General features: G+C 74.6%; 21 protein-coding genes. 6 read left to right on the forward strand and 15 right to left on the reverse strand.

Annotated elements, in window-relative coordinates:
• Positions 1-61: 61 nt before the first annotated feature.
• Together AMPC_RS08370 and AMPC_RS20495 are read right to left on the reverse strand one after the other, a co-directional pair.
• On the reverse strand, positions 62-1,609 hold the full coding sequence (locus AMPC_RS08370) for a glycosyl hydrolase family 28-related protein (RefSeq protein WP_248345691.1): 1,548 nt from the start codon (positions 1,607-1,609) through the stop codon (positions 62-64).
• The gene (locus AMPC_RS20495; RefSeq protein WP_263009640.1) at positions 1,606-2,724 is read right to left on the reverse strand and encodes a glycosyltransferase; all 1,119 of its coding nucleotides are present in this window, start codon (positions 2,722-2,724) and stop codon (positions 1,606-1,608) included. Before AMPC_RS20495 ends, AMPC_RS08370 begins: the two co-directional genes overlap by 4 nt.
• Positions 2,725-2,871: 147 nt before the next feature.
• Between AMPC_RS20495 and AMPC_RS08385 the strand changes: the two genes are divergently transcribed.
• Entirely contained in the window at positions 2,872-4,056 is a 1,185-nt protein-coding gene (locus tag AMPC_RS08385; protein WP_248345692.1) for a glycosyltransferase, read from the forward strand.
• A gap of 1 nt (position 4,057) precedes the next feature.
• On the opposite strand, the gene AMPC_RS08390 is transcribed toward AMPC_RS08385, so the two are convergent.
• Genes AMPC_RS08390 through AMPC_RS08420 form a run of 7 tightly spaced genes read right to left on the reverse strand, consistent with a single transcriptional unit; the run spans position 4,058 to position 12,854 of the window.
• Entirely contained in the window at positions 4,058-5,389 is a 1,332-nt protein-coding gene (locus AMPC_RS08390; protein WP_248345693.1) for a lipopolysaccharide biosynthesis protein, read from the reverse strand.
• The gene (locus AMPC_RS08395; RefSeq protein WP_248345694.1) at positions 5,362-6,402 is read right to left on the reverse strand and encodes a lipid II:glycine glycyltransferase FemX; all 1,041 of its coding nucleotides are present in this window, start codon (positions 6,400-6,402) and stop codon (positions 5,362-5,364) included. Before AMPC_RS08395 ends, AMPC_RS08390 begins: the two co-directional genes overlap by 28 nt.
• Positions 6,399-7,205, reverse strand: a complete 807-nt coding sequence (locus AMPC_RS08400) for a polysaccharide deacetylase family protein (protein WP_248345695.1) — start codon at positions 7,203-7,205, stop codon at positions 6,399-6,401. The genes AMPC_RS08395 and AMPC_RS08400 overlap by 4 nt, the downstream gene beginning before the upstream one ends.
• Positions 7,202-8,545 carry an O-antigen polysaccharide polymerase Wzy gene (gene wzy, locus AMPC_RS08405; RefSeq protein ID WP_248345696.1) on the reverse strand — a complete coding sequence of 448 codons (1,344 nt, stop codon included), beginning with the start codon at positions 8,543-8,545 and terminating at the stop codon, positions 7,202-7,204. Before wzy ends, AMPC_RS08400 begins: the two co-directional genes overlap by 4 nt.
• Entirely contained in the window at positions 8,545-9,621 is a 1,077-nt protein-coding gene (locus AMPC_RS08410; RefSeq protein ID WP_248345697.1) for an SDR family oxidoreductase, read from the reverse strand. Before AMPC_RS08410 ends, wzy begins: the two co-directional genes overlap by 1 nt.
• Positions 9,622-9,630: 9 nt before the next feature.
• The gene (asnB, locus tag AMPC_RS08415) at positions 9,631-11,568 is read right to left on the reverse strand and encodes an asparagine synthase (glutamine-hydrolyzing) (protein WP_248345698.1); all 1,938 of its coding nucleotides are present in this window, start codon (positions 11,566-11,568) and stop codon (positions 9,631-9,633) included.
• A 5-nt stretch (positions 11,569-11,573) separates the two neighbouring features.
• Positions 11,574-12,854, reverse strand: a complete 1,281-nt coding sequence (locus AMPC_RS08420) for a glycosyltransferase family 4 protein (RefSeq protein WP_248345699.1) — start codon at positions 12,852-12,854, stop codon at positions 11,574-11,576.
• 248 nt (positions 12,855-13,102) lie between these two features.
• On the opposite strand from AMPC_RS08420, the gene AMPC_RS08425 reads away from it, so the two are divergent.
• From AMPC_RS08425 to AMPC_RS08440, 4 genes are all read left to right on the forward strand, one after another.
• A complete protein-coding gene (locus AMPC_RS08425) occupies positions 13,103-14,425 on the forward strand; it encodes a nucleotide sugar dehydrogenase (protein WP_248345700.1) in 1,323 nt (440 codons plus the stop codon).
• Positions 14,426-14,445: 20 nt separating this feature from the next.
• On the forward strand, positions 14,446-15,582 hold the full coding sequence (locus AMPC_RS08430; protein WP_248345701.1) for a DegT/DnrJ/EryC1/StrS family aminotransferase: 1,137 nt from the start codon (positions 14,446-14,448) through the stop codon (positions 15,580-15,582).
• Positions 15,583-15,760: 178 nt separating this feature from the next.
• A complete protein-coding gene (locus AMPC_RS08435; RefSeq protein WP_248345702.1) occupies positions 15,761-17,800 on the forward strand; it encodes a polysaccharide biosynthesis protein in 2,040 nt (679 codons plus the stop codon).
• Positions 17,801-17,810: 10 nt separating this feature from the next.
• Positions 17,811-20,093, forward strand: a complete 2,283-nt coding sequence (locus AMPC_RS08440) for a polysaccharide biosynthesis tyrosine autokinase (RefSeq protein WP_248345703.1) — start codon at positions 17,811-17,813, stop codon at positions 20,091-20,093.
• A 4-nt stretch (positions 20,094-20,097) separates the two neighbouring features.
• Here the strand turns inward: AMPC_RS08440 and AMPC_RS08445 are convergent, their stop codons facing one another.
• The 6 genes from AMPC_RS08445 to AMPC_RS08470 form a co-directional block, all read right to left on the reverse strand.
• Positions 20,098-20,763 (reverse strand): HAD family hydrolase, encoded by a 666-nt coding sequence (locus AMPC_RS08445; RefSeq protein ID WP_248345704.1) that lies wholly within the window; start codon positions 20,761-20,763, stop codon positions 20,098-20,100.
• The gene (locus AMPC_RS08450) at positions 20,760-21,716 is read right to left on the reverse strand and encodes an ATP-grasp domain-containing protein (RefSeq protein WP_248345705.1); all 957 of its coding nucleotides are present in this window, start codon (positions 21,714-21,716) and stop codon (positions 20,760-20,762) included. The genes AMPC_RS08445 and AMPC_RS08450 overlap by 4 nt, the downstream gene beginning before the upstream one ends.
• A 72-nt stretch (positions 21,717-21,788) precedes the next feature.
• A complete protein-coding gene (locus tag AMPC_RS08455; RefSeq protein ID WP_248345706.1) occupies positions 21,789-22,853 on the reverse strand; it encodes a GNAT family N-acetyltransferase in 1,065 nt (354 codons plus the stop codon).
• A gap of 36 nt (positions 22,854-22,889) precedes the next feature.
• Complete coding sequence (locus AMPC_RS08460) at positions 22,890-23,663, reverse strand: GNAT family N-acetyltransferase (RefSeq protein WP_248345707.1); 774 nt, start codon at positions 23,661-23,663, stop codon at positions 22,890-22,892.
• On the reverse strand, positions 23,660-24,394 hold the full coding sequence (locus AMPC_RS08465) for a hypothetical protein (RefSeq protein WP_248345708.1): 735 nt from the start codon (positions 24,392-24,394) through the stop codon (positions 23,660-23,662). The genes AMPC_RS08460 and AMPC_RS08465 overlap by 4 nt, the downstream gene beginning before the upstream one ends.
• Positions 24,391-25,113, reverse strand: coding sequence for a sugar transferase (locus AMPC_RS08470; protein WP_318654321.1), 723 nt, complete (start codon positions 25,111-25,113; stop codon positions 24,391-24,393). The genes AMPC_RS08465 and AMPC_RS08470 overlap by 4 nt, the downstream gene beginning before the upstream one ends.
• Before the next feature lie 238 nt (positions 25,114-25,351).
• On the opposite strand from AMPC_RS08470, the gene AMPC_RS08475 reads away from it, so the two are divergent.
• The gene (locus AMPC_RS08475; protein ID WP_248345709.1) at positions 25,352-25,546 is read left to right on the forward strand and encodes a hypothetical protein; all 195 of its coding nucleotides are present in this window, start codon (positions 25,352-25,354) and stop codon (positions 25,544-25,546) included.
• The last annotated feature ends 10 nt before the right edge of the window (positions 25,547-25,556 follow it).

The following is a 25,556-nucleotide window of genomic DNA, read 5'->3' on the forward strand; positions in this document are numbered from 1 at the left end:
GCCGGATCGCGGCGAGCTGGCCGGCGTGCGCCCCCCGCGGCGCACGCCGGCCAGCTTCGTCTCAGCGGTAGGAGCGCAGCGGATCCGCCGACGTCCAGGTGTTCTCGCGCAGCAGCACCCGCACCCCCGGCTGCTCCTGGCGGATGGCGTACAGCCCCCGGAACGGCCGCAGGGTGCCGGTGATGGTGTTGCGCGAGACCTCCACGTCCTCGAGCGCCCCGCCCAGCCGGATCCCGGCCCGGTCGCGCCCGGCGGCCGGATCGTTGCCGGGGTTCACGAGCCGGTTGTCCTCGATCCGCACGCGCGAGGCCTTCCTGCCCCGCCCCATGGCCTGCAGGTCGATGCCCTTGGTCGGGACGTCCTGGATCAGGTTCCCCCGCACCTGCACGTCGCGGATGTCGCCCCCGCAGCGCAGCGAGATCCCTCCGCTCGTGTCGGCGTGCGAGCCCCAGGTGCCGTCGGCCGGCTGGGCCCGGATCTCGTTCCGCTCGATGACCACGTCGCGGACGTCCCCGTCCAGCCCGCCCGAGACCGCGTCCCAGACGAAGGAGATGCCGAAGAAGTAGCCGAGGTGGCCGGTGGCGGCGAGGTGGTCGTTCTCGGCGAGCGTGATCCGGTTGTCGGCGATGGTCACCCCGCGCACGCCCTGGCCCGTGATCGACCAGACGTTGATCGCGTCCTTGGCGTTCCAGCACTCGTTCCGGGAGACGACGAACGCGTTGCCCGCGGCGGGAGGCGCCTCCCCCGGTCCGCTGGTGCCCGCCAGGCGGACGCAGGCGTGGTACCAGCGCGTCACGTTCCGCTCGGCCCGGGCGCGGGAGCCGTGCAGCTCGATCGCGCCCCTCGCCCCGTCCGCCGCGGTGGACTCGAACACGTTGCCGGCGACCAGCGCGTCGCGGCCGTGGAAGTAGACCGCCGAGTTGTCGTAGAAGCCGCGCGGCGAGTCGGTCGGCCCCTTCGCGAAGCGGAAGTAGCTGTCCCGCACCACCAGCCCGGACGCGGCCGTCGCGTTGAGCACGACGGTGTTCACGCCGCAGACGTCCTCGAACCGGACCCGCTCCACGGTGATGCCCTTGCCGCCCCAGCCGAGGTAGACCGCGAAGAGGTTCCGGCCGTCGCCGCCCTCGCGGACCGTGCCGCCGCTCGCCCCGCAGTTCTGGTCGATGCGCAGGTCCGCGAAGCCCACGTTCCGGACCTCGCTCGCGGGCGCCGGGTAGTTCGAGAAGAGGGCGCGGTAGCTCCCCACCCCGGCCTTCACCCGCAGGACGCTGCGAGGGCCCTCCCCGCGCAGCCACGTGTTGCTCGCCAGGCCGAAGCCGTCGCGCGGCCCGGCCCGCGCGGTCCGCGCCGGGGCGATGAGGTAGGTGCCCGCGGGGAAGAAGACCTCGCCGCCCCCCCAGCGCCGCGCCGCCTCCAGCGCGTCGCGGAGGGCCCCCGAGTCGTCGCTCACCCCGTCCCCGCGAGCGCCGTACCGGCGCACGTCGAAGCGGTGCGGCGGCGCGTCGGGCGCGGCGAGGGCGCCGGGCGCGCACGCGAGGGCCGCGAGCGCCGCGCACAGGCGCAGCGCCGCCGCCCCGGCGCCGGCCCCGGCGGGACGGGCAGGCCTCACCGGGCGACCCCGTACGTCTGGAGCAGCCGGGGCAGGGTCCGCGAGAGCGCGAAGTCGCTCTCCTCCAGCCGCGCCAGCGCTGCCGCCCCGATCCGCCCGGGGACCGCGCCCAGGATGGCGTCCGCCCACGCGTCCGAAGGGTCCTGCGGGGATCGCCAGGTGAAGAGCTCCGGGACCACCACCAGCTCGCGCGTCACCCGGTCGGAGATCACGATCGGGAGCCCGGCCGCCTGCGCCTCCAGCCCGACCAGCGGCAGCCCCTCCCGCACCGAGGGCAGGACGAACACGTCGAACGCGCTCAGCAGCCGCGGCACGTCCGGCCGGAGGCCGGCGAAGCGGACCCGGTCGCGCACCGCGAGCCGGGTCGCCTCCTCCTCCACCCGCGCCTGCAGCGGGCCGGTGCCGACCAGGACGAGGTGGGCCGACGGCTCCCGGCGGAGCACCGCGGCCAGGGTCCCGATGAGGAGCTGCTGGTTCTTGCAGACGTCGAAGCGGCCGACATGCCCGATCACCAGCGCGCCGGGGGGGATCTCCAGCTCCTCGCGCACCGCCGCCCGCGCGGCCGGCTCGCGGTAGGGCGCGAAGTCGAGGCCGCACCGCGCCACCCGGAAGCGGCCGTCGTCCTTCCACCGGGGACCGAACAGCGCGCAGGCCGCCGCCCCGCTCACGGCGAGGCCGTCGGTCGCGAAGCGCCGGATGGACCGCTCCATCGCCGCCAGGTACGCCCGGCGCGCCAGCCCGCCCCCCGACTCGAGCTCCCGCGTGTCCGAGTGGCTGTGGGCGATCCGGACCGGGACCCCCGCGAGGCGGGCCAGCGCCAGCGTCACGCCGCTGAAGTGGTGAACGTGGCTGTCCACGACCTGGTACGGTCCCCTCCGACGCAGGACGGAGAGGAAGTCGCGGGCGTACCGGAGCGGCCGGTGGGGAGAGGCGACGCGGATCACCGCCGAGCCGAGGGCCTCGATCTCGGCGTCGTAGTGGCCCCGCTCGCGCGCGCTGACCAGGAAGTCCATGCGGACCGCCCCCCGATCGGCGTTCCGCAGCACCTGCATCAACCAGGTCTCGACGCCGCCGCGGTTCATCTGTCCGACGACGTGCAGGACGCGGATGGTCACGGCAGGTGATTGTGTCCGAGCCGGCGGAGCGGGGCAAAGGCTCGCCTGGGCCGCGCGGGCGCCGGGCCCCCAAGAGACTCCCCCGCCCTCTTGGGGCCACCGCTCGGGTCCGGCCGCGCGCGGCGCTAGCCTGACGAGGTCACCGCCATGCGAGCCGCCTTCTTCCACGACGAGCGCTTCACGCTCGACCCCGCCGGCACCTACTACAGCTCGGGAACGCTCCCGTACCGGAGCTTCCAGCGCTACCTGAAGCACTTCGACCGCGTGATCATGGTGGGCCGCCTGGGCGGCGCGCAGCAGTCCCCGATGTGCACCGTCGCGAGCGGCCCGGGCGTCGAGTTCGACTGCATCCCGGCCGGCGATCTGGCGCTCCCGAGCTTCCTGGCCGCGGTCCGCCGGCGCGCGCGCGAGGTGCTGGCGCGCGTGGACTGCGCGGTCATCCGCCTGCCCAGCCTGGTGGGGGTGCTCGCGGCCCGCGAGGCGTCGGTCGCCGGGGTCCCCTGGATGGCTGAGGTGGTGGGCGACGTCTTCGAGGCGCTCTGGAACCACGGCTCCTGGCGCGGCAAGGCCGCGGCCCTCCCGCTCTACGCCCTGAACCGGTACTACGTCGGCAGGGCCAGCTCCGCCATCTTCGTGTCCACCACCCTCCAGCGGCGCTATCCGCCCGGGGGCGCCTGGGTCGCCGCCTCCAACGTCCTCATCGAGGCGCCCCGCCCCGAGGTGCTCGCCCGGCGCCTCGCGCGGATCGCCTCGACCGCCCCGGCGGCGGCCAGGACCATCGGGCTGGTCGGCTCCTACGACGTCGCCTACAAGGGCCACGAGACCGCGCTGCGCGCCCTGGCGGGCCTGCGCCGCCGGGGCAAGGACGTCCTGCTCCGCTGCATCGGGGTGGGCGACCCGTCGCGCTGGCTGCGCCGGGCGGCGGAGCTGGGCGTCGCGGCGCACGTCGAGCTGGGCAACGCCCGCCCCCACGGCGAGCCGGTGCTCCGGTGGATGGACGAGCTCGACGCCCTGGTGGTCCCGAGCCTGACGGAGGGGCTGCCCCGGTGCCTCGTCGAGGGCATGAGCCGCGCGCTCCCGGCCGTGGGATCGCTGACCGGCGGGATCCCGGAGCTGCTCGAGCGCCCCGCGCTCCACCGGCCCGGCGACGCCGCCGGGATGGCGCGGCGCCTCGAGGCTTTGCTCTGGAGCCCGGCCACGCTCGAGGCGCAGGCGCGCCGCAACTGGACCCTCGCCGGTGACTACGCCGCCGAGGTGCTCGAGGCGCGCCGCGACGGGCTCATCCGGCGCTTCAAGGCGGGGATCGCCGGGGGATCGGCCCGCGCCGCCTGAGTCACCCGGCCGCGAGCGGCGCCGGGGCCCGGCGGCGCACGGCGGACCAGAGGACCCAGGCCGAGAGGATCACCTCCAGCAGGAGCGCCAGCCCCCACGCGCCGACGGCCCCGGTGAGCCCGTACCGCGGCACGAGCCAGGCGGAGGTGACGGCGCAGGAGCCCGCGGTCGAGGCGAACAGCGGCAGCTGCACGTTGAAGCGCCGGATGGCGGTCAGCGCGCAGCCGAGGAACGAGGCGACGTACGCGACGAGCCCGGCGCCCATGAGCCAGACCAGCAGGTCCGCCCGCGCCGCGTAGACCGGCCCGAAGAGGAGGCGCAGGGCCGGGCGGCCCAGCAGCGCGGCGGCGCCGATCCCCGCGCCTCCGAGCGCCACGGCCACCCCGAGCAGGAAGGCCAGGAGGCGGCGGAAGGCGGCGCCGTCGCCCTCGAAGTGGTGGCGGGCCAGCCGCGGCGTCGCGGACTGCCCCAGGGCGGCGACCACCAGGTTGGCGGCGGCCACGAGCGAGGAGAGCGCCGCGAAGACGCCCAGCTCGGCGGCGCCGCCGTGATGCTCGATGAAGTACCGCGGCGCGTTGGTCCGCAGCGAGACCAGCATCATCACCAGGCCGAGCGGGAGCGAGGTGAGCGCGATCCGGCCGGCCACCCGCCAGCGCGCGCCCCGGTCCGCGCCCGAGGCCGGCCGCGCCCGGCGCGGGAGGAGCGCCCGCGTGACCGGGAAGTCGTGCAGGAGGAGGACCAGGAGCCACGCCAGGCAGAGCCCCAGGATGGCGGCGAGCACCCCCGCCCCCGCCCAGAGGACGGCGCTCACCGCGGAGAGCCCCAGCACGCCCCGCAGCATCAGGGACGCGGCCATCGGCCGCATGCGCTCGTGTTGCTGCCAGCAGCCGTAGTGGATGTCGCTGAGCCCCTCGACCAGCTTGGCGAGCGACACCGCCAGGACCACGAGCCGCGTCTGCCGATCGTAGGAGGAGGCGAGGACGATGGCGACGGCCGCCGCGAGGGCGACGAGCATCCCCGTCGCCCTCACCCGGAGGTAGTCCGGGAAGCCGAAGCGGCGCCCGGTGTCGGTGACCTGGGCGGCATTGAGGTTCAGCCCGGCGAACAGGAACAGCGGGGCCGCGATGGCGGTCCCGAGCGCGTAGCGGCCGACCGCCTCGGCCGCGGCGAGCTTCGCGATGGCGACGAGCGTGACCCACTGGCTGCCGGCGTTGACCGCGTGCCCCGCCAGCGTCCAGCTGAAGTTCGCGCGCAGCGACTGGCGCGCCGGCGGCGCGTCGTCCACCGCCGGGCTCGGGGCCGGGGCTAGCTGCGCGGGGTCCAGGGTCGCCACGAAGAGGCCCTCACGGCCGAGAGGGTGGACATCGCCCGCGCCCCGAGCCCCGCCACGAACCGGGGCGAGCCCAGGTCGAACTCGCCCAGGAGGTCGAACCGCGTCCCCCCGAAGCCCCGCTTGAACAGGTAGACGCCGTAGGCCGGGTCCTCCTTGTCCGGCGCCGGCGGGATGCCCTGGAGGTCGTAAACCTGCGCGCCCTCGGCCCGGAGGTCCCGCATCGCGGTCCAGTGGAGCAGCTCGGCCCCCGTGTGCTTCACGCCCCGGCGCGAGCCGCCCAGCAGGTACCAGGCCCAGCGGCCGTGGCACAGGATCAGGGCGCCGCTCGTGGCGACGCCCTGGTGGCGCGCCAGGTAGATCCGGGCGAGGCCCTCCGAGACCATGTCGGCGACCGTGCGCGCCGGCACCCCCGGGATCCCCACCCGGCGGCAGGTCTCCCGGTAGAGCGCCTCGAACTCCTCGAGCAGCCCGGCCTCCCGGCCGCGGAGGACCTCCACGCCGGCCTCCTGCGCCTTGCGGATGGCGTAGCGGGTGCGGCTCTCCATCCGGGCCAGCAGCTGGGCCTCGGGCGCGGTCAGATCGATCCGCAGGGTCGCCACGTGGACCGAGGGAGAAGGCGACGGCCGGGCCCCCGCGGACGAGAGGACGAGGCCGGCCCACGACTCCGCGGCGCCGAGGTCCGGCGTGATCTTCACGTAGGCGGCGAGCCGCTCGCGGGCCAGCGCCCGGATGCCCTGGAGCGCGCTCTCGAGCGCCTGGGGGCGCCCCGCCCCGGGCCGCAGCACGGGGCCGCGCGGCAGCTGCACCACCGAGAGGCCGTACCGGCGCTTCTCGAGGCAGAGCAGCGCCGCGTGGAAGCCGTCGTCGCCGGCCACGCCGAGGAAGTGCGGGCGCCAGCCGGAGCGCTCGCGCACCCGCGCCCAGCCCGCCGACTGGAACACGTGCGCGCCGCCGAGCTCCGCGGTGACCGCGTCGAAGGTGGCCGGCTCGAGCCGCTTCAGCTCCCACGTCATGATCGACCTTCCGCCGCGCGCCCGCCGCCGCCGGCCGCGCCCCGCAGCTCCCAGGCGGCGTCCCGGAGGCGCGACCAGAGCGGGTGGACCCTGAGCCGGAAGCGTCCGAGGGTCGAGCCCTGGTAGACGCCGACCCGCCGGAGCGTGAACAGGGTCTCGCGGATCCCGGGGCGCGGCGGCGTGACCACCCCGGCCACGTACCCGGCCTGCGCCACGCACTCGACGACCGCGTCGTTCAGGCTCCCCGCCGGGTAGCAGAAGGTCCGCACCGGCACCCCGAACCGCGCCTCCAGCACCGCCTTGGAGCGCTCGATCTCGTCGCGGGCGCGCGCCAGCGGCACGGTCGCGAGCAGCGGGTGGCTGCAGGTGTGGGATCCGATCGACATCCCCGCCTCGAGCAGCGCGCCCACCTCCCGGTCGTCGAGCGCGAGATCGAGCGGCCCGAGCGCCGGGAACTTGCCCTCGTCCCAGGGGAAGGGCCGGCCGCTGCCGAGGTAGTCGGCGGTGAGGAAGAAGGTGGCGGTGCAGCCCAGCTCCCGCAGGACGGGCAGCGCGTCGGTGAGGCCGTCCCGGTAGCCGTCGTCGAAGGTGATGGCGAAGCACCGCTCGCGCGGCGGCCGCTCGCGGCGGAGCCTCCGGCTCAGCTCCTCCAGCGAGAGGTTCCGGTACCCCGCGTCGAGCAGGTAGGAGAGCTGCCGGCGCAGCTCGGAGGTCCGGACGCTCAGCGCGTCCGGGCGGACCTCGTTCACCCGGTGATAGGCCAGGATCACGGTGTCCCTCGGCCTGCGGACGTCCTCGATCACTCGGTCCTCCAGTCCTGATCCGCCGCCCGCGCCCGCTGCGCCGCGAACCGGGCCACGGCCCAGGCCGCGAGCACGGTGAGGCTCGCGATGGCGAGCACGCGGAAGAGCTCGATGGAGTCGTTGCGCACGGTCCAGAGGACCGCGCCGAAGCTCGCGGCGCCCACCGCGGCGCGGAAGGGATCCCGCTCCAGCCAGCCGTCGAAGCGGCGGATGACGAAGCCCACGGCGAAGAAGAAGAGCACCACGCCCGCCTTGCCGAAGTTGAGGTAGGGCTCGGCGATGCCGGAGAAGCCGATCCCGCCGCCGTGCTCGAAGGTCCAGGGGTCGGCCTGCAGGGTGGCCCAGGCGCTCGGGGTGAGCACGCGCCCGCCCGGGGCCCGCCACCGCGTCGAGACGTTCGGCACGATGCGCTTGAGGCCGAACAGGTACGACCGCCCCAGCCAGAGCGGCTCGGTGCCGCTCTCCACGCCCTCCGCCGTGACCACCAGCGGGTAGATCGACCCGCCGGCCTCCTCGAAGACCGCCATGGGCCCGACCCGGAGATCGCGCTTCTCCTCCTCGCCGGCGTTGCGCGTCATGCGGATCACCGGGATGAGCACCAGCGCCGCCGCGGCGGCGATCAGCGACACCCGGCGGGCGACCCGCGCGTCCTTGTGGGCCCAGACCGCCGAGAGCGAGATCATCTGGACCAGCACCGGCCCCCGGAAGCCGCTCAGGAAGAGCGGGCCCATCACCAGCCCGAAGCCGGCGGCGAGCCAGGCCATCTGCCGGGGCGTCGCGCCCACCGCCGCCACCAGGAGGCCGATGGGGAAGAGCATCAGCCCGAACCCGAAGAAGCGGACGTCCTCCGACATGGCCCGCTCGAAGTAGACGTCGTACCCCGAGGACAGGAGCCCGAGCTGCCAGACGCCGATCCAGAGGAGGACCGCGCCCAGGGCGGCCACCGCGCGACCGACGCGGAACAGCTGCGGCTCCGCCGGGAGGTGCGACTCCGGCTCCTCTCGCGCCGGCACGGGGACGAGCGTGGCCCCGAGCGCCACCGCCACCGCCGCGGTGGAGAACAGCCCGAGCGCCGTCGGGAGGTGGCGCGACGCCAGCCACTCCGGGAGCTCGCCGGGGCCGGGGTGGAGCGTCACCGGCACCACGAGGCCGAGGTGGAACAGCCCCAGGAGCACCAGGTACAGGCAGGCCAGCGACATGAGGCCGTTGGGGTGCGAGCGCGCCACCACGAGCACGCAGGCGAGCCAGATGCCGGCGGCCGCGAGCGCCCCTCCCGCGCCCGGCAGGAGCAGCGTCACCCCCAGCAGCGCGACCAGCAGCGCCGTGTAGACGCCTCGCATCACGCGGCGCCCTCGCGGGCGGCCCCGGGCGCGGCCGGAGCGGCGTGCCCCTCGGGCGAGAGGTACCAGTCGGCCGCCTCGCGCAGCCCCTGCGCCACGTCGTGCGTGGGCTCGTACCCGAGCAGCGCCCGCGCCGCGCCGACGTCGGCGAGCGAATGGCGGACGTCCCCGGGCCGGAACTCCCGGTGGACCGGCTGGACCGCCGCGAGCTCCGGGCGGAGCCGCGCCACGTGGTCCCGGATGGCCACGAAGAGCTCGTTGAGCGTGGTCCGTCGCCCGACGGCCACGTTGTACGCCCGGCCGAGGGACTCGGGGGCCTCCACGCAGGCGGCCAGCAGGTTCGCCTGGACCACGTTCTGCACGTAGCAGAAGTCGCGGCTGGTCTCGCCGTCGCCGAAGACCTCCACCGCCCGCCCGGAGAGGAGCGCCTCGAACCACCTCGGGATGACGGCCGCGTAGGGGCCGGCGGGATCCTGCCTGGGCCCGAAGACGTTGAAGTAGCGGAGCCCGACGAGCTCGAGCCCGTAGCAGCGCGCGAACGCCGCCGCGTAGAGCTCGTCGCACGCCTTGGAGGCCGCGTAGGGCGAGAGCGGCCGCCCCACGGCCTCCTCGACCTTGGGGAGCGCCGGGCTGTCGCCGTACACCGAGCTCGAGCTCGCGTACACGAGCCGGCGGATCCCCGCCCGCCGCGCGGCCTGCAGCACCTGGACGAAGCCCGAGACGTTCACCTCGTGGGTCGCCTCGGGGTGGGCGATGGAGCGGGGCACCGAGCCGAGCGCCGCCTGGTGCAGGACGACCTGGGCTCCCTCCGCGGCCGCGTCGCAGGCGCGCGGGTCGCGGATGTCGCCGCGGAGGACCTCGAGGCGGGCGGAGGCCTCCTCGCCCACGGCCTGGCGCACCAGCTCGAGGTTCCGCTCGCGCCCGGTCGAGAAATCGTCGAGCACGCGCACCCGCTGCCCCAGCCCGAGGAGGCGCTCCACCAGGTGCGAGCCGATGAACCCCGCGCCGCCGGTCACGAGCCAGCAGGAGGGGCGGGACCGGAGCTGCTCGAGCAGTTGGGGATAGCGACTCGACATGAGAGCTCCTCAGGCCACGCCGGCCCTCGCCCGCGGGGGCGCCGCCGATTGGAAGCCCTGCTCGAAGTGGCGGAGCCAGAGCTCGAGGACGAGGCACTGCCAGAGCACGAACGAGCGGTCCTGCTCGCCCCGCAGGTGCTCCCGGTAGAGCTGCTCGAGCCGCCCCGTCTCGAGGTAGCGGGCCACCCGCGCCGCCGGCGACAGCACCCGGTCCGCGTAGTACGCGCGCAGCTCGCCGCGGAGCCAGCGCGCGACCGGGACGCCGAACCCGCGCTTGAACCGCCGGAAGACCTCGCCCGGCAGCAGGTCGCCGAACGCCTCGCGCAGGAGCCACTTGCGCGCGACGCCGCGGATCCGCTGCCGGTCGGGGAGCGAGTTGGCGAACTCGACCACCTCGTCGTCCAGGTAGGGCACCCGGATCTCGAGGCTGTGCGCCATGGCCGCCTTGTCGGACTTCTCGAGGTAGGTGGTGGGCAGCCAGAACTGCTGGTCCACGAGGCACAGCCGGCTCACCACGCCCTCCCGGCGCCCGTCCTGGCAGCCCTCCACGATCCGGGGGTGGACGCCGAGCGCGCGCCGCCACTCGGGCCGCAGCAGGGCGGCCGCCGAGACGCCGCTCTGCAGGTACCCCGAGTACCGCGAGGCGGCGTCCGGGCAGGCCAGCACGCGGAGGAGGACCTGGGCCCGGCGGGGCAGCTTCGGGAGCCGCGGGAGCTCGAGGGTCCGCGCCACCCAGCTCGCGACCGCCCCGAGCGGCCCCGCCGCGCGGAACGCCTGCTCGAGCTGGTAGCGCCGGTAGCCGCCGAACAGCTCGTCGGCCCCCTCCCCCGCCAGCGCGACCGTGACGTACCGGCGGATGTCGCGGCTCAGCAGGAACACGTTCAGCCCCGCCGCGTCGGCGAACGGCTCGTCGTAGTGCCAGACCAGCTGCTCCAGGTCCCGCACCAGGTCGTCCGACCTCGCCTCGTAGACGTGGTGCCGGACCCCGAGGTGCCGCGCCACCCGCCTCGCGTACGCGACCTCGTCGAAGTCCTGGCCCATCCCCGGATAGCCGAGGGTGAAGGCCATGGTGCGCCCGGGCCCCAGGAGCCGCGCGGTCAGGGCGGTCAGGATCGAGGAGTCGACGCCGCCGCTGAGCAGCACGCCCACGGGGACGTCGGCGACGAGCTGGCGCTCCACCACCTTGCCGAGCAGGTCCCGCAGCGCGCGGGCCGCCTCGCGATCGCTCCGCGCGACCGGCCGCCAGGTGGGCCTCGGGCGGAGCCGGGAGGACTCGACGCGCACCGCGCCGCCCTCCTCCAGCCGGCAGGTCAGCAGCTCCCCCGGCTCGAGCTGGCGCACTCCCCCGAGCACGTGCGCGCCGTCGTACGCGTGCCCGTATCGCAGGTAGCCGTTCAGGCCGGTCGCGTCGAGCTCGCCCCTGAACTCGGGGACGTGGAAGAAGACCTTCGCCTCGGAGGCGAAGAGGAGCAGGTCGGGGCGCTGGTGGACGTAGAGCGGCTTGATGCCGGCCGGGTCCCGCGCGAGGTAGAGCGTCCGCTCGCGAGTGTCGAAGAGCGCCAGGGCGTACATGCCGTCCAGCCGCTGGAGGAAGCCGGGGCCGAAGCGGGCGCAGCCCTCGACGATCACCTCGCTGTCGGAGTGGCCGCGCCAGAAGCCGCCCGGGGGCGCGGCCGGGTCGCGCGCCGCCGCGCGCTCCACGTCCTGGGCCAGCAGGGCGTAGTTGTAGACCTCGCCGTTGTAGCAGAGGACCCAGCGGCCATCCCGCGAGGTCATCGGCTGGCGCCCCGCCTCGCTCAGGTCGATCACCGCCAGGCGCCAGTGGAGCAGCATCAGCCGGCGCCCGTCCCGCCACTGCCCGAAGCTGTCGGGCCCGCGGTGCGCCAGGGCGCCGGCGAGCTCCGGCTCCACCTCGGCCTGCTCCAGCAGCGCCGAGCGACCGAGCACGCCCGCTATCCCGCACATGGGCGCGCCCCCTCCCGCCCGGCCAGCAGCGACCGGTACTCGTGCACCACCGCCTCCCAGATCACCCCGGGGCTGAACCGGGAGAGCGCGCGCCGGCGGGCCGCCTCGCCGTGGCGCGCGCGCAGCGCGGGGTCGGAGAGGTAGCGCTCGAGCGCGTCGGCCAGGCCCCGCGCGTCGCGCGCCTCGACCAGCAGGCCCGTCACGCCGTCCTCCACCGCGTCCACGCACCCCGGCACCCGGGTGGCGATGATCGGCAGCCCCATGGCCGCCGCCTCCAGCGCGACGTTCGGGAAGCCCTCGCGGTAGGTCGGCAGCGCGACGAGGTCCATGGCGGCGTAGAGGGGGACGGTGTCCTTCACCGGCCCGGTGAAGTGCACGCTCGGATCGCCGCGCAGCGCCCGCTCCACCTCGGGGCCCACCCCCGCCATCTCGTTCCAGCCGACCAGGATCAGCCGCGCGTCCGGATGGCGCTCCCGGACGAGGCGCCACGCCTCGGCGAGCTCCACGATCCCCTTGTCGCGGGAGAGGCGTCCCAGGAAGCCGACGACCAGCGCGTCCCGGGGGAGCCCGCACCGCGCCCGCGCCTGCGCCCGCACCAGCGCGGGCTGCGGCCGGAAGCGCCCCGCCGCGTCCACGCCGTTGCCGCTGCCCCAGGCCGGGACCGCGATCTTCTCTGGCGGGCAGAAGCCCTCCGCGATCGCGAGGCCGCGCATCGACCCGCTCACGGCCAGCACCCGGTGGGCGAGGTGGCACGAGATCCACTCCGTCGCGCGGAGGAGCGCGCGCCGGGGCCCGGTCGAGGTGACGAAGGGGAGACCGCGGATGTGGTAGACGCGCACGGGCGTCCCGGCCAGCGTCGCCGCCAGCATCCCCAGCAGGCCGCCCTTGGGCGTGTGCGAGTGGACGATCTCGGGCCGGAGCCGGCGGAGCGTCCGCCAGAGCCGCCAGAGCGCGACCAGGTCCCGGCTCGGCGTGATGGCGCGGATCATGGGGACGCCGTGGACCGAGACGTGCTCGCGGGACCCGAACTCCTCGAGCTCGGGCCCCGGGGAGGCGATCACGTGCACCTCCCCGCCCAGCCCCCTCACGTAGCTCACCTGCCCCGCCAGATGCGTCGAGAGCGACATCGGGACGGTGGTCACGTGCACGACCCGCACCGCCGCCAGGGGCAGCGCGTCGGCAGCGCGCGCGGCGCCCGGCTCGGGCGAAGGAGGAGGGACCACGATGGGTCCACGTCCCCCGGCGGCGGCGGCGTGTCGGGTCGTCATCGACATTCTGGAGCCCCCGGGCTGCACGGTTCGCACGGGATCGCGCCCGCGCCCGGCGCCAAGTGTAGTCGGCGCGGACGCCGGAGGAGGCGGGAGGCTTGGTCTCGACCCAAGGGGGAGACCGCGCACGCCCCTCTCCGCGTCGCTCGCTCCTGGGATGCCCGTTCGCGCGACCCTCCCGGTCGAATCCGGCGCAACGCCGCATTGCTACAGTTGAGCGCTGTATTGGCGCCAATGGGGGGAAGACAATGCTCGGACAGCTCTCGTCGAAGATCGCTTCTCGCACCGCGACCGTCGGGGTCGTCGGGCAAGGCTACGTCGGGCTGCCCCTGGCGCTCGTGTTCCGCGAGGCCGGCTTTCCGGTGATCGGGCTCGATCTCGATCCGCGCAAGATCGAGGCCCTCTCTCGCGGGGAGTCGTACATCAAGCACATCGGGACGGAGCGGGTCGCCGCGGCGATCGCCAGCGGCCGCTTCCAGCCCACCAGCGACTTCGGCCGGCTCGCCGAGTGCGACGCCATCCTGATCTGCGTCCCGACCCCGCTCGGCCCGCACCGCGAGCCCGACAACTCCGCCATCCACGCCACGGCGCGCCAGATCCGGGAGCGGCTGCGCGAGGGGCAGCTCGTGGTGCTCGAGTCCACCACCTACCCCGGGACCACCGACGAGGAGGTGCTCCCCATCCTGCGGGAGAGCGGGCTCGAGTGCCCGCGCGACTTCCTGCTCGCCTTCTCGCCGGAGCGGGAGGACCCGGGCCGCCGCGACTTCACCACGCGCACCATCCCCAAGGTCGTCGGCGGGGTGAACCCGGCCTCCACCGAGGCGGCCGCGGCGCTCTACGGCGCGGCGCTGGAGCGCGTGGTCCCGGTCTCGAGCGCCCGCGTGGCGGAGAGCGCGAAGCTGCTGGAGAACGTGTTCCGCTCGGTGAACATCGCGCTGGTGAACGAGCTCAAGATGCTCTTCGGGCGCATGGGCATCGACCTCTGGGAGGTGATCCGGGCGGCGGAGACGAAGCCGTTCGGCTTCATGCCCTTCTACCCGGGGCCGGGGCTGGGCGGGCACTGCATCCCGCTCGATCCCTTCTACCTGTCCTGGAAGGCAGCCGAGCACGGCGAGTGGGCGCGCTTCATCGAGCTGGCCGGCGAGATCAACACCCGCATGCCGCGCTTCGTGGTGGACCGGCTGGCCGACGCGCTGAACCTCGACGGCAAGCCGCTCCTGGGGTCGCGCGTGCTCGTCCTCGGCCTCGCCTACAAGGCCAACATCGACGACGATCGCGAGTCGCCGTCCTACGAGATCCTGGAGCTCCTGCAGGAGCACGGCGCGCGGGCCGACTACTGCGACCCGTACTTCCCGGCCACGCGCAAGGGGCGCAAGCACGACCTCGGGCTCCGCTCGGTGCCCTGCACGCCCGAGACCTTCGCCGGCTACGACGCGATCCTCGTCGCGACCGCGCACGACACCTTCAAGGACCGCGCGCTCTATCGCGACGTGCCGCTGGTGGTGGACACGCGCAACCTCATCGCGTCCCTGCCGGCCGGGCCGGGGCCGCGGCGGCTCGTGAAGGCCTGAGCAGGTCCGGAGCGCCGCGCATGCCGCGCATCTACCTGTCCGTTCCCCACATGGGCGAGTCCGAGGCGCGCTACGTGGCCGACGCCTTCGCCTCCAACTGGCTCTCCACCGTCGGGCCGAACCTCGACGCCTTCGAGCGCGCCTTCTCGGAGCGGCTCGGCCGGCCGGCGGTGGCGCTCGGCAGCGGCACCGCGGCGATGCACCTCGGGCTGCGGCTCCTCGGCGTCGGGCTGGGGGACGAGGTGCTGGTCTCCGACCTCACCTTCGTCGCGAGCGTGAACCCGATCCGCTACCTCGGCGCGGAGCCCGCCTTCATCGACAGCGACCGCGCCACCTGGATGATGAGCCCGGCGCTGCTCGCCGAGGCGCTCGAGGACCGCGCGCGCCGCGGCCGGCTCCCTCGCGCGGTGGTGGTGGTCCACCTCTACGGGCAGTGCGCCGACCTCGACCCGATCCTCGACGCCTGCCGCCGCCACGACGTGCCGGTGCTCGAGGACGCGGCCGAGGCGCTCGGGGCCACGTACAAGGGCCGGCCGGCCGGCTCCTTCGGCGCGGTGTCGGCCTTCTCGTTCAACGGCAACAAGATCATCACCACCACCGGCGGCGGGATGCTGGTGGCGGAGCGGCAGGACCAGGTGGATCGCGCGCGCTTCTGGTCCACGCAGGCGCGGGATCCGGGCGTGGCGTACTCGCACACCGACATGGGCTACAACTACCGCCTGTCGAACGTGCTCGCGGGGATCGGCCGCGGGCAGCTCCAGGTGCTGGACGAGCGCGTCCGGCAGCGGCGGGCCGTCGCCTTCCGCTACCGCGACGCCTTCGCCGACCTGCCCGGCCTCGAGCTCATGCCGCAGGCGCCCTACGGCCTGCACACCAACTGGCTCTCCTGCTTCCTCGTGGACGAGGAGCGGCTCGGCGCCACCCGCGACCAGCTGCTCGCGGCGCTCGCCGCCGAGGACGTCGAGGCGCGGCCGGTCTGGAAGCCGATGCACCTGCAGCCCCTCTACCGCGAGTGCGCGTGCCAGGGCGGTGAGGTCGCGGCGGATCTCTACCGCCGGGGGATCTGCCTGCCGAGCTCGAGCAGCCTCTCGTCGCCCGAGCAGGACCGGGTGATCGACCTCGTCCGGCGCGCGGTCCGGCACGCAAACGGGCAGTAGCCGCGGCGCCCGCCAGTGCAGGCACCGGAGCCTGCGTCCGGAGATCGAGGGACACGACAGGCGACATGTCGTTCCCGCGAGGGGAGAGCCTCACATTGGCCCCCGCCGTGCGTGACGCGGTGAGGCATCTTGGCCGAGGCTGCGCACGAACGACCGTGCGGCCCCCTGGGGTGGACCGATGCGTTTCAAAGCGGCGAACGAGCTCCTCGCGCGAGTCCCCTTCGCGAAAGGCGCGCGCGACTGGCGAGAGGGCTGGACCGCCCTGCTCGACTCCGGGAGGGCCCTCTCGCAGACCTTCTTCAGCGCGCCCCGGCGGCTCACGCTGCTCGCCTCCGACGCCCTCGCGACGGTGCTCTCGCTGGAGCTCGCGGTCTGGCTCCGCTTCGAGGGTCAGGTGCCCTCGCAGTACCTGCGCGAGCTCCCGGTCGCCCTCGCGGCCGCCGTCGCCTGCCGCCTCGCGTGCAACTGGGCTGCCTCGCTGCACCGCTGGTCCTTCCGCCTCTCGGGGCTGCCGGACGCCGTCCGGGTCGCCCTGGCGGCGGTCGCCGGCAGCGCGCTGTTCATGCTGGTGACGTACGCCGCCATCCCCGGCGGGCTGCCACGAAGCGTGTACGCCCTCGAGCTCTTCCTCTCGACCTCCGCCTTCGGGGTCATCCGGTTCGGGCCGCGCTTCGGCGCGAGCTGGATGGGAGACCGGATGCGCACCTGGTCGGGCGCGGAGCGGGCCATCATCGTCGGCTCGGGCAGCGAGGCGGAGCTCCTCGCGCGCGACCTGCAGCGCACCCCGGACAGCAAGTACCTCCTGCTCGGGTTCGCCACCACCGACGGCAACATGGTCGGCTGCCGCATCGACGGCCGGCCGGTGCTCTGCCACCTCCGGGACCTGCCGCGGGTCATCCGGCGCCTCGGCGCCCAGATGGTCCTCTTCGCCGACCCGTGCCTCCCCGCCGCGCTCGTCCGCGAGACCCTCGACCGCTGCGCCGAGAGCCGCGTCCGCTTCAAGATCATCCCGAACAGGCAGCAGCTGGAGCGGCTCTCGGTGGCCATGCTGGAGGACGTCTCGCCGGAGGACCTCCTCCCTCGCGAGAGCGTCGCCTTCGAGGACGCCGAGATCCGCGCGCTGGTCCGCGGGCGCCGCGCGCTCGTCACCGGCGCCGGCGGCTCCATCGGCTCGGAGCTCTGCCGTCAGCTGGCCCGCCACGGCGTCCGCCAGCTCGTCATGCTCGACATGAACGAGAACGCCCTCTACCTCAACAGCCGCAAGCTCGCCGAGCAGTTCCCGGGCGTCGACGTGCGGGTGGAGGTGGCCGACGTCCGCGAGCAGCAGCCGCTCCTGCGCATCGCCGATCGCTACCGGCCGGAGGACGTGTTCCACGCGGCCGCCCACAAGCACGTCCCGCTGATGGAGGGCTCGCCCGACGAGGCGGTGAAGAACAACGTGTTCGGCACCCTCCACGTGGCGCGCATGGCGCAGTCGTGCGGCGCCGAGCGCTTCGTCCTCATCTCGACCGACAAGGCGGTCAACCCGAGCTCGGTGATGGGCGTGACGAAGCGGGTGGCGGAGCAGGTGCTGCTCGAGCTCGCGCAGAAGTCGCGCACCCGCATGACCGCCGTCCGCTTCGGGAACGTGCTCGGCTCGGCCGGCAGCGTCATCCCCATCTTCAAGCAGCAGATCGCCGCGGGCGGGCCGGTCACGGTCACCCACCCCGACTGCACGCGCTACTTCATGACCATCCCGGAGGCGGTGGGGCTCGTGCTCATCGCCGGGCTCGGCGGCTACGGCCAGCTCTGCATCCTCGACATGGGCGAGCCGATCCGGATCGCGGAGCTGGCGCGGAACCTCATCACCATGGCCGGGCACGTGCCCGACCAGGAGATCCCCATCGTCTACACCGGGCTGCGCCCGGGCGAGAAGCTGCACGAGGAGCTGCTCACGGAGCAGGAGGAGCGGACGCAGACGGTCCGCAACCGCATCAAGGTCGCCTGCTGCGCCACGCCGCCGCGCGACCTCCCGGTCCGGCTCGCGGGGCTGCGGCGGCTCGCCGACGACGGGGATCGCGAGGGCGTGATCCAGGCGCTGCAGGAGCTCGTGCCCACCTACCGGCCCGGATCGCTCGCCGAGCCGGCGCCGCGCGAGCTGCCGCGCCCGGCGTCCGTGGTGAGCTGGCGCCGCCCCGCGCCGATCGCCGCCGCCGCGCCGCCGGCCCCGCCGGCATAGGCAGAGGACCATGGAGATCCCGAAGAACGTCGTGAACGGCAACGAGCGCGAGCGGGGGGCCACGGTGCGCCGGGTAGCCCCTCCCCCCGAGCCGCTGCGGGCGCGGGACGGCCTGCGCGGCGCGGAGCCCACCCTCGCCGAGTACGCCTGGACCCTCTCCGAGGGGCGCTGGACCATCGTCCTGGTCCTGCTCCTGGCGCTCGCCGCGGGCGGCCTCTACCTGTTCGTCACTCCGCCGACGTTCGTCGCGCGGAGCCTCATCCAGGTCGAGCAGCGGCAGAAGATGCTCGCCGGGCTCGAGGAGCTCACCGCCGCGCTGGGCGAGAAGCCGCCGGCCGACGCCGAGATCGAGGTCATCCGCTCGCGGATGCTCCTCGGGTCGGTGGTGGACCAGCTCCAGCTCGATCTCGAGGTCTCGCCCCGCTACCTCCCGGTCGTCGGGCAGGCCTTCGCGCGGAGGTACAAGGGGCGCTCTCCCGCCGAGCCGCGCTTCGGCCTCGCGCGCTTCGCCTGGGGCGGCGAGCGGCTCGGGGTGCAGCGGCTGGAGGTGGGCGGCGAGCTGCTCGACGCGGAGCTGCTGCTGACCGCGGGAGAGAGCGGCCGGTTCGCGCTCTCGCAGCGCGGCGAGACGCTGCTCGAGGGGGCGGTGGGCAAGGCGGCGGCGGCCGGGGACGGCCCCCGGCGCGTCGCCATCTTCGTGTCCGAGCTGCAGGCCCGGCCGGGCACGGAGTTCGTGGTCGTCCGCCACCCGCGCGAGGACGTCGTCGATCGGCTGCAGGGCGAGCTGCGGGTCCAGGAGCGGGGCAAGCGCTCCGGGATCCTGGTGCTCGAGCTGGAGGGCCCGGACCCGGCGAGGCTCGCCGCCATCCTGAACGCCGCGACCGCGCTGCACCTGCGGCAGAGCGTCGAGCAGAAGTCGGCCGAGGCGACCAAGACCCTCGAGTTCCTCGAGTCGCAGCTCCCCGGCCTCAAGCAGAACGTGGACGCGGCCGAGTCCGCCCTCAACAGCTACCGGCTCAAGAACGGGACCGTGGACCTGTCCGCCGAGACGAAGGGCATGTTCGACCGGTCGGCCGCGCTCGAGAAGGACATCTCGGAGCTGGAGCTGAAGCGGTCGGAGCTGCGCCAGACCTTCACCGACAACCACCCGAACGTCATCGCGGTGGCGCAGAAGCTGGCGCTCCTCCGGGCCGAGCAGGCCCAGGTGAACCAGCGGATGCGGACCCTGCCCGGCGCCGAGGTGAACTCGGCGCGGTTCAACCGCGACGTGAAGGTGGCCTCGGAGCTCTACACCAGCCTGCTCAACCGGGCCCAGGAGCTGAAGGTGGTGAAGTCCGGCACCCTCGGCGACGTGCGGATCATCGACCGGGCGCAGCCGCCGCGGCACCGCTTCGCCCCCCGCGCGCCGCCGGTCCTGGCGCTCTCCGCGCTGCTCGGGCTCTGCGGCGGCGTCGGGCTGGTGCTGCTCCGCCGCGCCCTCGACCAGCGCGCCGAGGACGCCGAGGAGATCGAGACCGCCACCGGCCTGCCGGTCTACGTGAGCATCCCGCACAGCGACGCGGAGGACCGGCTCGCGCGCGGGTCGTTCCGCAGCCGCGGCCCGGCGCTGCCGTTCCTGGCGGCGATGGACCCGGGCGACACCGCGGTGGAGACGCTGCGCAGCCTGCGCACCAGCCTGCAGTTCGCCCTGCTCGACGCGACGAGCAACGTCGTCGCCCTGACCGGCCCGGCGCCCGGGGTGGGCAAGTCCTTCGTGGCGGTGAACCTGGCCTGGGTGCTCGCCTCCACCGACCGGCGCGTGCTGCTCGTCGACGGGGACCTCCGGCGCGGGCACCTGCACCGCTACTTCGGGATCGACCGGCTGCCCGGGCTGTCCGACGTGGTGAGCGGGGCCGCCAAGCTCGACGAGGCGCTGCACGCGACCCACGACGGCCAGCTCTGGATCCTGCCCACCGGCCGGATCCCGCCGAACCCGGCCGAGCTCCTGTCGAGCGCGCGCTTCGAGGCGCTGCTCGCCGAGCTCTCGCGGCGGTTCGACCTCGTCATCGTGGACACGCCGCCGCTCCTCGCCGTCACCGACTCGCTGCTCGTGGCGCGGCTCGCCGGCGTGAACCTCCTCGTGCTGCGCTCGCGGCGCCACACGATGCGGGAGATCGCGCTCTCGGCGAAGCAGTTCTCGCAGGCCGGGGCCCGGCTGCACGGCGCGGTGCTGAACGACGTGCAGGCCACCCACGGCCGCTACGGCCGGCACGGCCGCTACGTCCGGTACGACTACGCGTCGCGGCCCGACTGAGCGGTCACGCGGTCAGCGCGAGCACCTCGGCGAAGCTCGCGGCCTCCAGGGCGGGGGCCGGGCCGGCGGCCGCCGGGTGCAGGTTCTCCGCGTGGCGGAGGAGCACCGCCCTCCACCCGAGCGCGAGCGGCGCCTGGAAGTCCTTCGCCGGGTTGTCGGCCACGTAGCAGAAGCCGTCCGCGTCCGGGTGGGCCGCCATCACCTGCTCGAAGCCCCAGGGGTGCGGCTTCCAGAACTCCCGGCCGCGCGCGTCGGTGAAGACCACCGGGGCGAACGGCAGCGCCAGCGCCAGGGCCCGCCACTTCTGCCGCTGCGACTCGAGCCAGCCGTCGCTGAGCAGGGCGAGCCGGTCGCCGCGCGCCACGACGGCCTGGAGCGCCTCGAGGGCGCCGGGCCGGAGCGCGAGCCGCGGCAGGTGCCCGCGGTAGGCGGCCACGAGCCGCGGGAGCCAGGCGGCGGGATCCGCGCCGCGGGCCTCGAGCCACTCCTGGAAGAGCGCGCGGCCGCGGGTCTCGCGCCAGCGGCGGACCAGCGCCTCGCCGGCCGGCGCCGGGCCGGGCAGCTCCCGGTCGAGCAGCGCGCCCGCCGCGCGCAGGCCCGACTCGACGTAGTCGGCCTCGGAGACGAGCGTGTCGTCGAGATCGAAGCAGACGACCCGCGGCCGGCTCACACCAGCCCCGGCGCGAAGACCGCGTCGTCGTAGCGCAGCATGACGAGCCCGTCCTGCCAGCCGTCGAACGGCGCCACCGGCTCGCCCCGCGCCAGCCGCAGGATCCAGCCCGGGTAGTTGGCCCCGGCGGCGTACGAGAGCGGGAAGCCGCCGCCGAAGCGCAGGTTGGCCTCGAAGAAGACCACCCGCCCGTCGGGCGTGCGAAAGCACTGGACGGTGATGCACCCGCGGCAGCCGCCGAGCGCCTCCACGAGGCCGCTCGCCTGCGCCATGATGGCGGGGTCCTTCACCGTGCGCCCCTTCGAGATCTCTCCCCCGCGCACCTCCAGCCGGCGCCGCGGGACGGCGCAGCGGGCCCGCCCCTCGAGGTCGGCGAAGACGTCCACCGTGAACTCCTCGCCGGGGATGAGGCTCTGCACCACCGAGTGCGGGACGTGGGCGAGGTGGAAGCGCAGGTCGTCCGGCCCCTCGACCGGCGTGGCCCCGATGCTGCTGCTCCCGTCGAGCGGCTTGAGGAAGAGCGGATAGTCCAGCGCCTCCGGGCGGGCCAGGAGGTCCGGCGCGATCACGTCCGGCGCGTCGAACCCGAGCTCGCGGAAGCGCTTTACGCTCCGCCGCTTGTCCCGCGACAGGGTGACCGCGTCGGGATCGCTCACCAGGGCGAGGCAGCCCTCCCGCTGGAAGAGCTCGCGGTCCCGGGCGAGGACGCCCAGCTCCGGATCGATGAGCGGGATGACCACGTCCACCCGCTCGCGTCGCACGATCTCGAGGAGGGCGGGGACGTACTCGGGGCTGGCGCAAGGAGGGACCACGTACGCGGCGTCGGCGTCCTGCATGCCGGCGCTCAGCCGGGAGGCGTCCGCCCCGAGCACGCGGCCGCCGCCGGCCAGCTCGCGCCGGAAAGCCCGCAGCAGGGCGACGCGCCGGCCCACGCTCGTGAGGAGGACGTTCATCTGTCCCCTCATTCTAGGACAGGTCCGGTCGCTTTTCGCCACTCCGAGACGATCCCGAACGAAGGTACGGGGTCAGCCGCGGTACGCGGGGAAGAACCGCTCGTCCGGGGTCCAGGGCGCGCCGCTCCGCTCGGCGAAGGCGCGCCGGTCCCGGTAGAGCTCCTCGCAGGCGCGCTCGTCGTGCACGAGGCAGGCGACCTGGAAGGGCACCACCCCGTGAGGCGCGAAGCCCTCCTTGTGCCGGAAGATCCCGTCCCCCTCGGCGTAGCCACCGCCGAGCACGTAGTGCCGCTTGCCCTTCGCCACCGCCCACTCCACCACCCGGTGCCGGAGCAGGTCGTTCGGGCGCGCCTTGAAGCTCTCCTCCAGCGTCCCGCCGAGATAGGCGTAGACGTTCTCGGCCGAGACCAGCACCAGCTCCGAGGAGACGATCTGGCCGCCGAGCCGCGCGTGGAAGAAGGCGCACTGCCCCGGCAGGCGCTCGAAGAAGTCCTGGAAGAACCGCCGGGGCAGGAAGTACCAGGCGCTCGCGGCCCGCCGCGACATGGTGCGGTGGTAGATGTCGAAGAAGGCGTCGAGCCCGGCGCCGGTCTCGTCCACCTCGACCTCGACGCCCGCCTTCTCGGCGTGCTTCACGTTGTTCCGCGCGGAGTGCTTGTACCCCGCCCACACCGCCTGCAGCCCCTCTCCCACCGGGCAGATCACGTTCGACAGCCGGCGCTCGACCACCGGCGGGACGGACGCGAGCTGCTCCGGGAAGAGCGAGAGCCGCGCGAAGGTGGAGACCAGCCGCTCGTCGCGGCACCAGGCCGCGTGCGCGGCCCACCAGGCCGCGTCGTCGCGCGCGCCGCCGCCCCAAGTGAACGGCCCGCCGTAGCCATAGGGGGTGACGGCGTCCCAGCGGTCCTCGCCCGGGCGCGCCCAGGGCTCCGCCGCGAGCGGCCGGAGCAGCAGCGGGAAGAGGATGGTCCACCCCTCCCCCTCCCCCGTGGCGCAGACCACGCGGTCGCCCGGCCTCGCGAAGAGCCGCGCGTACTCGGGGTGCGCCATCACCTCGCGTCCCGGCCACGCGCGCCAGAGCTCCAGCCAGGCCGCGGTGTCCGCTCCGCTCGCCGCGTCGAGCACCCGGAACCTCATCTTCCCTCCCGCCAGCCGCATGGGCCTGCCCCACGACTACAGCCGCACCTCCTCGAGCGCGACTCCCATCCGGCGGGACACCCCGCGTGGCTCCCAGCCCGGCGGCGCCGGAGGCCCCCCTTCCACGGCCGCCACGAGGCGGCGCCCCGGATCGAGCCGCCGGAGGCAGGCGTGCAGCGCGGCGTCGGTGGCGTCGCGCAGCCCGGCCAGCCGGAAGAAGCCGGCGCCGAGCCGCCCGACGCGCAGGGACCGGCCCGGCCGCTCCAGGGTCAGCTCGGAGAACCCGAACCGCGCGTGGACGGCGTCGGCCTGCGGCAGGTCCGGCACGCGGAACGGGGGCGCGGCCTCGTCCGGCCGCGGGGCCCCGACGAAGAAGCTCCGCTCGCCTTGCGCGCGCAGCCCGAGCCGCTCGTACCAGGCGAGCGGCCCGGCGTTGAACGTGAACACGTCGAGCGCGAGCTCCGCGAGCCCGAGCGCGCGCGCCTCGGCCACCATCGACCGCAGGAGCGCGTTCCCGGCCCCGGCCCCCCGCGCCGCGGGCGACACCGCCACGTAGTTCAGGAAGAGCGTGGCCTCCCGCAGCCGGAACTCGGCCACTCCGAGCAGCCCCCCTCGACCGCGGATCACCCGGTACCGGTAGGGCGAGAGCTCGCCCATCCGCAGGTGCTCCGCCACGAAGCGCTCCACGCCGGGGCAGCCGTACAGCGCCAGCTCCAGCACCGGCGGGTCGAACCCCTCCCGCAGGAGCGCCACGATGGCCTCCGCGTCCGAGGGCGCGGGGGCCTCGACGAGGGGGGCCGGCCCCGTCACTCGCAGATCACCAGCGGCTGTCCGATCTGGTTCGAGCCCAGGCACGCGCAGGACAGGCTCACGTAGCGGTTGTCCGACTTGCCGCTGACGGTGTCGCTCACGGTGAAGGAGAGCTTGCACTGCTCCTCGTTGGCGTCGCTCCAGGTGGCGGTGAGGCCGTCGGTGGGCGTCGAGAAGACGCCGTGGCAGTCCTGGGCCCACTGGTACTGGAGCGGGTTCGAGCCGGCGTAGCTCACCGTCGCGGCGAGGCTCACCGGCGTGTTCACCGGCAGGGTGGCCCCGGTGGGCGTGACGACGAACGAGGTGATCACCGGGCCGTCGTTGACCGGATCGACCGGGTGCTGGTAGGCGACGATGGTGATCGAGATGCTCGTCTTCGCGCCGCGGGTGGTGGTGATCGGCCTCGCGTCCTCGGCCTCGCCCTCGCCGAGCGCGACCCCCTGGGCGTCGTACGCCACCGCCTTGAAGACGTAGTCGCCCGGCGCGAGCGCCAGGTCGCCGATGAACTCGCGGCCGAGGCCCGCCGGCGAGAAGGTGGTCACCCTCTGGCTCGCCAGCACCGTCGTCGCGTCCTGCGCCGAGAGCGCCTGGAAGGCGAGCGAGGCGGCGCTGTTCGTGCCGTCCACCGCCATGAAGTGCACCGCCGCCGCGCTGCTCGATCCGCTGTCCTTGCCGCACGCCGCGGTCAGCAGCGCCGCGAGCGTCACCACGCCTAGCGTCTTCGCGTTCATGTTCCTCTCTCCCCCGTGTTGGCGCCGGAAGGCGCCTTCTGCTTCATCCAGCTCGTCCCCTCCACGTCCCGATCCTGGTCTCCCAGCCCGAGCACCTTCAGCTCGCGCTCCGGGAAGACGTCCTGCCGGCGCACCACCTGGATCGCCGTGCGCGCGAGGATCCGCAGGTCCAGCCAGAGGCTCCAGTGGTCCACGTACCAGACGTCGAGCTTGAACCGATCCCGCAGCTCGAGGTTGCAGCGCCCGTTCACGGCCGCCCATCCGGTGATGCCCGGGAGGACGTCGTGCCGGCGCCACTCCTCCGGCGTGTACTCGGCGAGGTACTCCATCAAGAGCGGCCGCGGCCCGACGAGGCTCATCTCGCCGCGCAGCACGTTCCAGAGCTCCGGCAGCTCGTCGAGGCTGGTGGCGCGGAGGAGGCGGCCGAGCCGCGTGACGCGCTCCGCGTCGGTCCGGTGCCAGACCTCGCCCGGCCTGGGCGCGCGCATGGTGCGGAACTTGATGATCCGGAAGGGCCGCCCGTGCAGCCCCGGCCGGACCTGGCGGAAGAGGACCGGCGACCCCATCGTCGCGCGGACCGCGATCGCGGTGACCGCGAGGAGCGGCGACGCCAGCAGGAGCCCCGCCGCGGCGGCAACCACGTCGAGCGCCCGCTTCACCGTGTGTGACGCTCGCCGGCTCGGGCTCCGGACGGCGCCGCGCTGGGTCCCCGTGGTCATGGAGGAATCTCCGCTCGACAAGCTACCGGCTCGGCGGGCGCCCCTCGTCCTCCCTGACGGGCAACCCACCGTCTGGGATTCCCCGAAAAGCCGAGCGCGAGCGCGTCCTCGCCCCTCGCGAGCCGCGCGCGTCGGCCGCCCCGTCCCGTGGCCATGGTAACGGCGTCCCGGCAGGACCGGGCGCCAGGGGAGCGCACGCTCCCGAGCGTCGCGCGTCGCGAGCCGTTACGACTGGCGCGTGGACCTCGATCTCACGACCGTGCTCGGCGTGCTCGCCCTCACCGCGCTGGCGGTGCTCCTCACCGGCCCCGGGCTCTGGAGCGAGAGCTGGGGCTGGTGGATGCTCGGCGATCGGAAGCGCCGCGGGGCGCGGCAGGCGGACGGCCGCCCGCCGGCTCCGCGCGACGCGGGCGCGCCGACCGACCGCCGCTAGTGGACCGCGC

Source organism: Anaeromyxobacter paludicola (assembly GCF_023169965.1).
GTDB lineage: Bacteria > Myxococcota > Myxococcia > Myxococcales > Anaeromyxobacteraceae > Anaeromyxobacter_B > Anaeromyxobacter_B paludicola.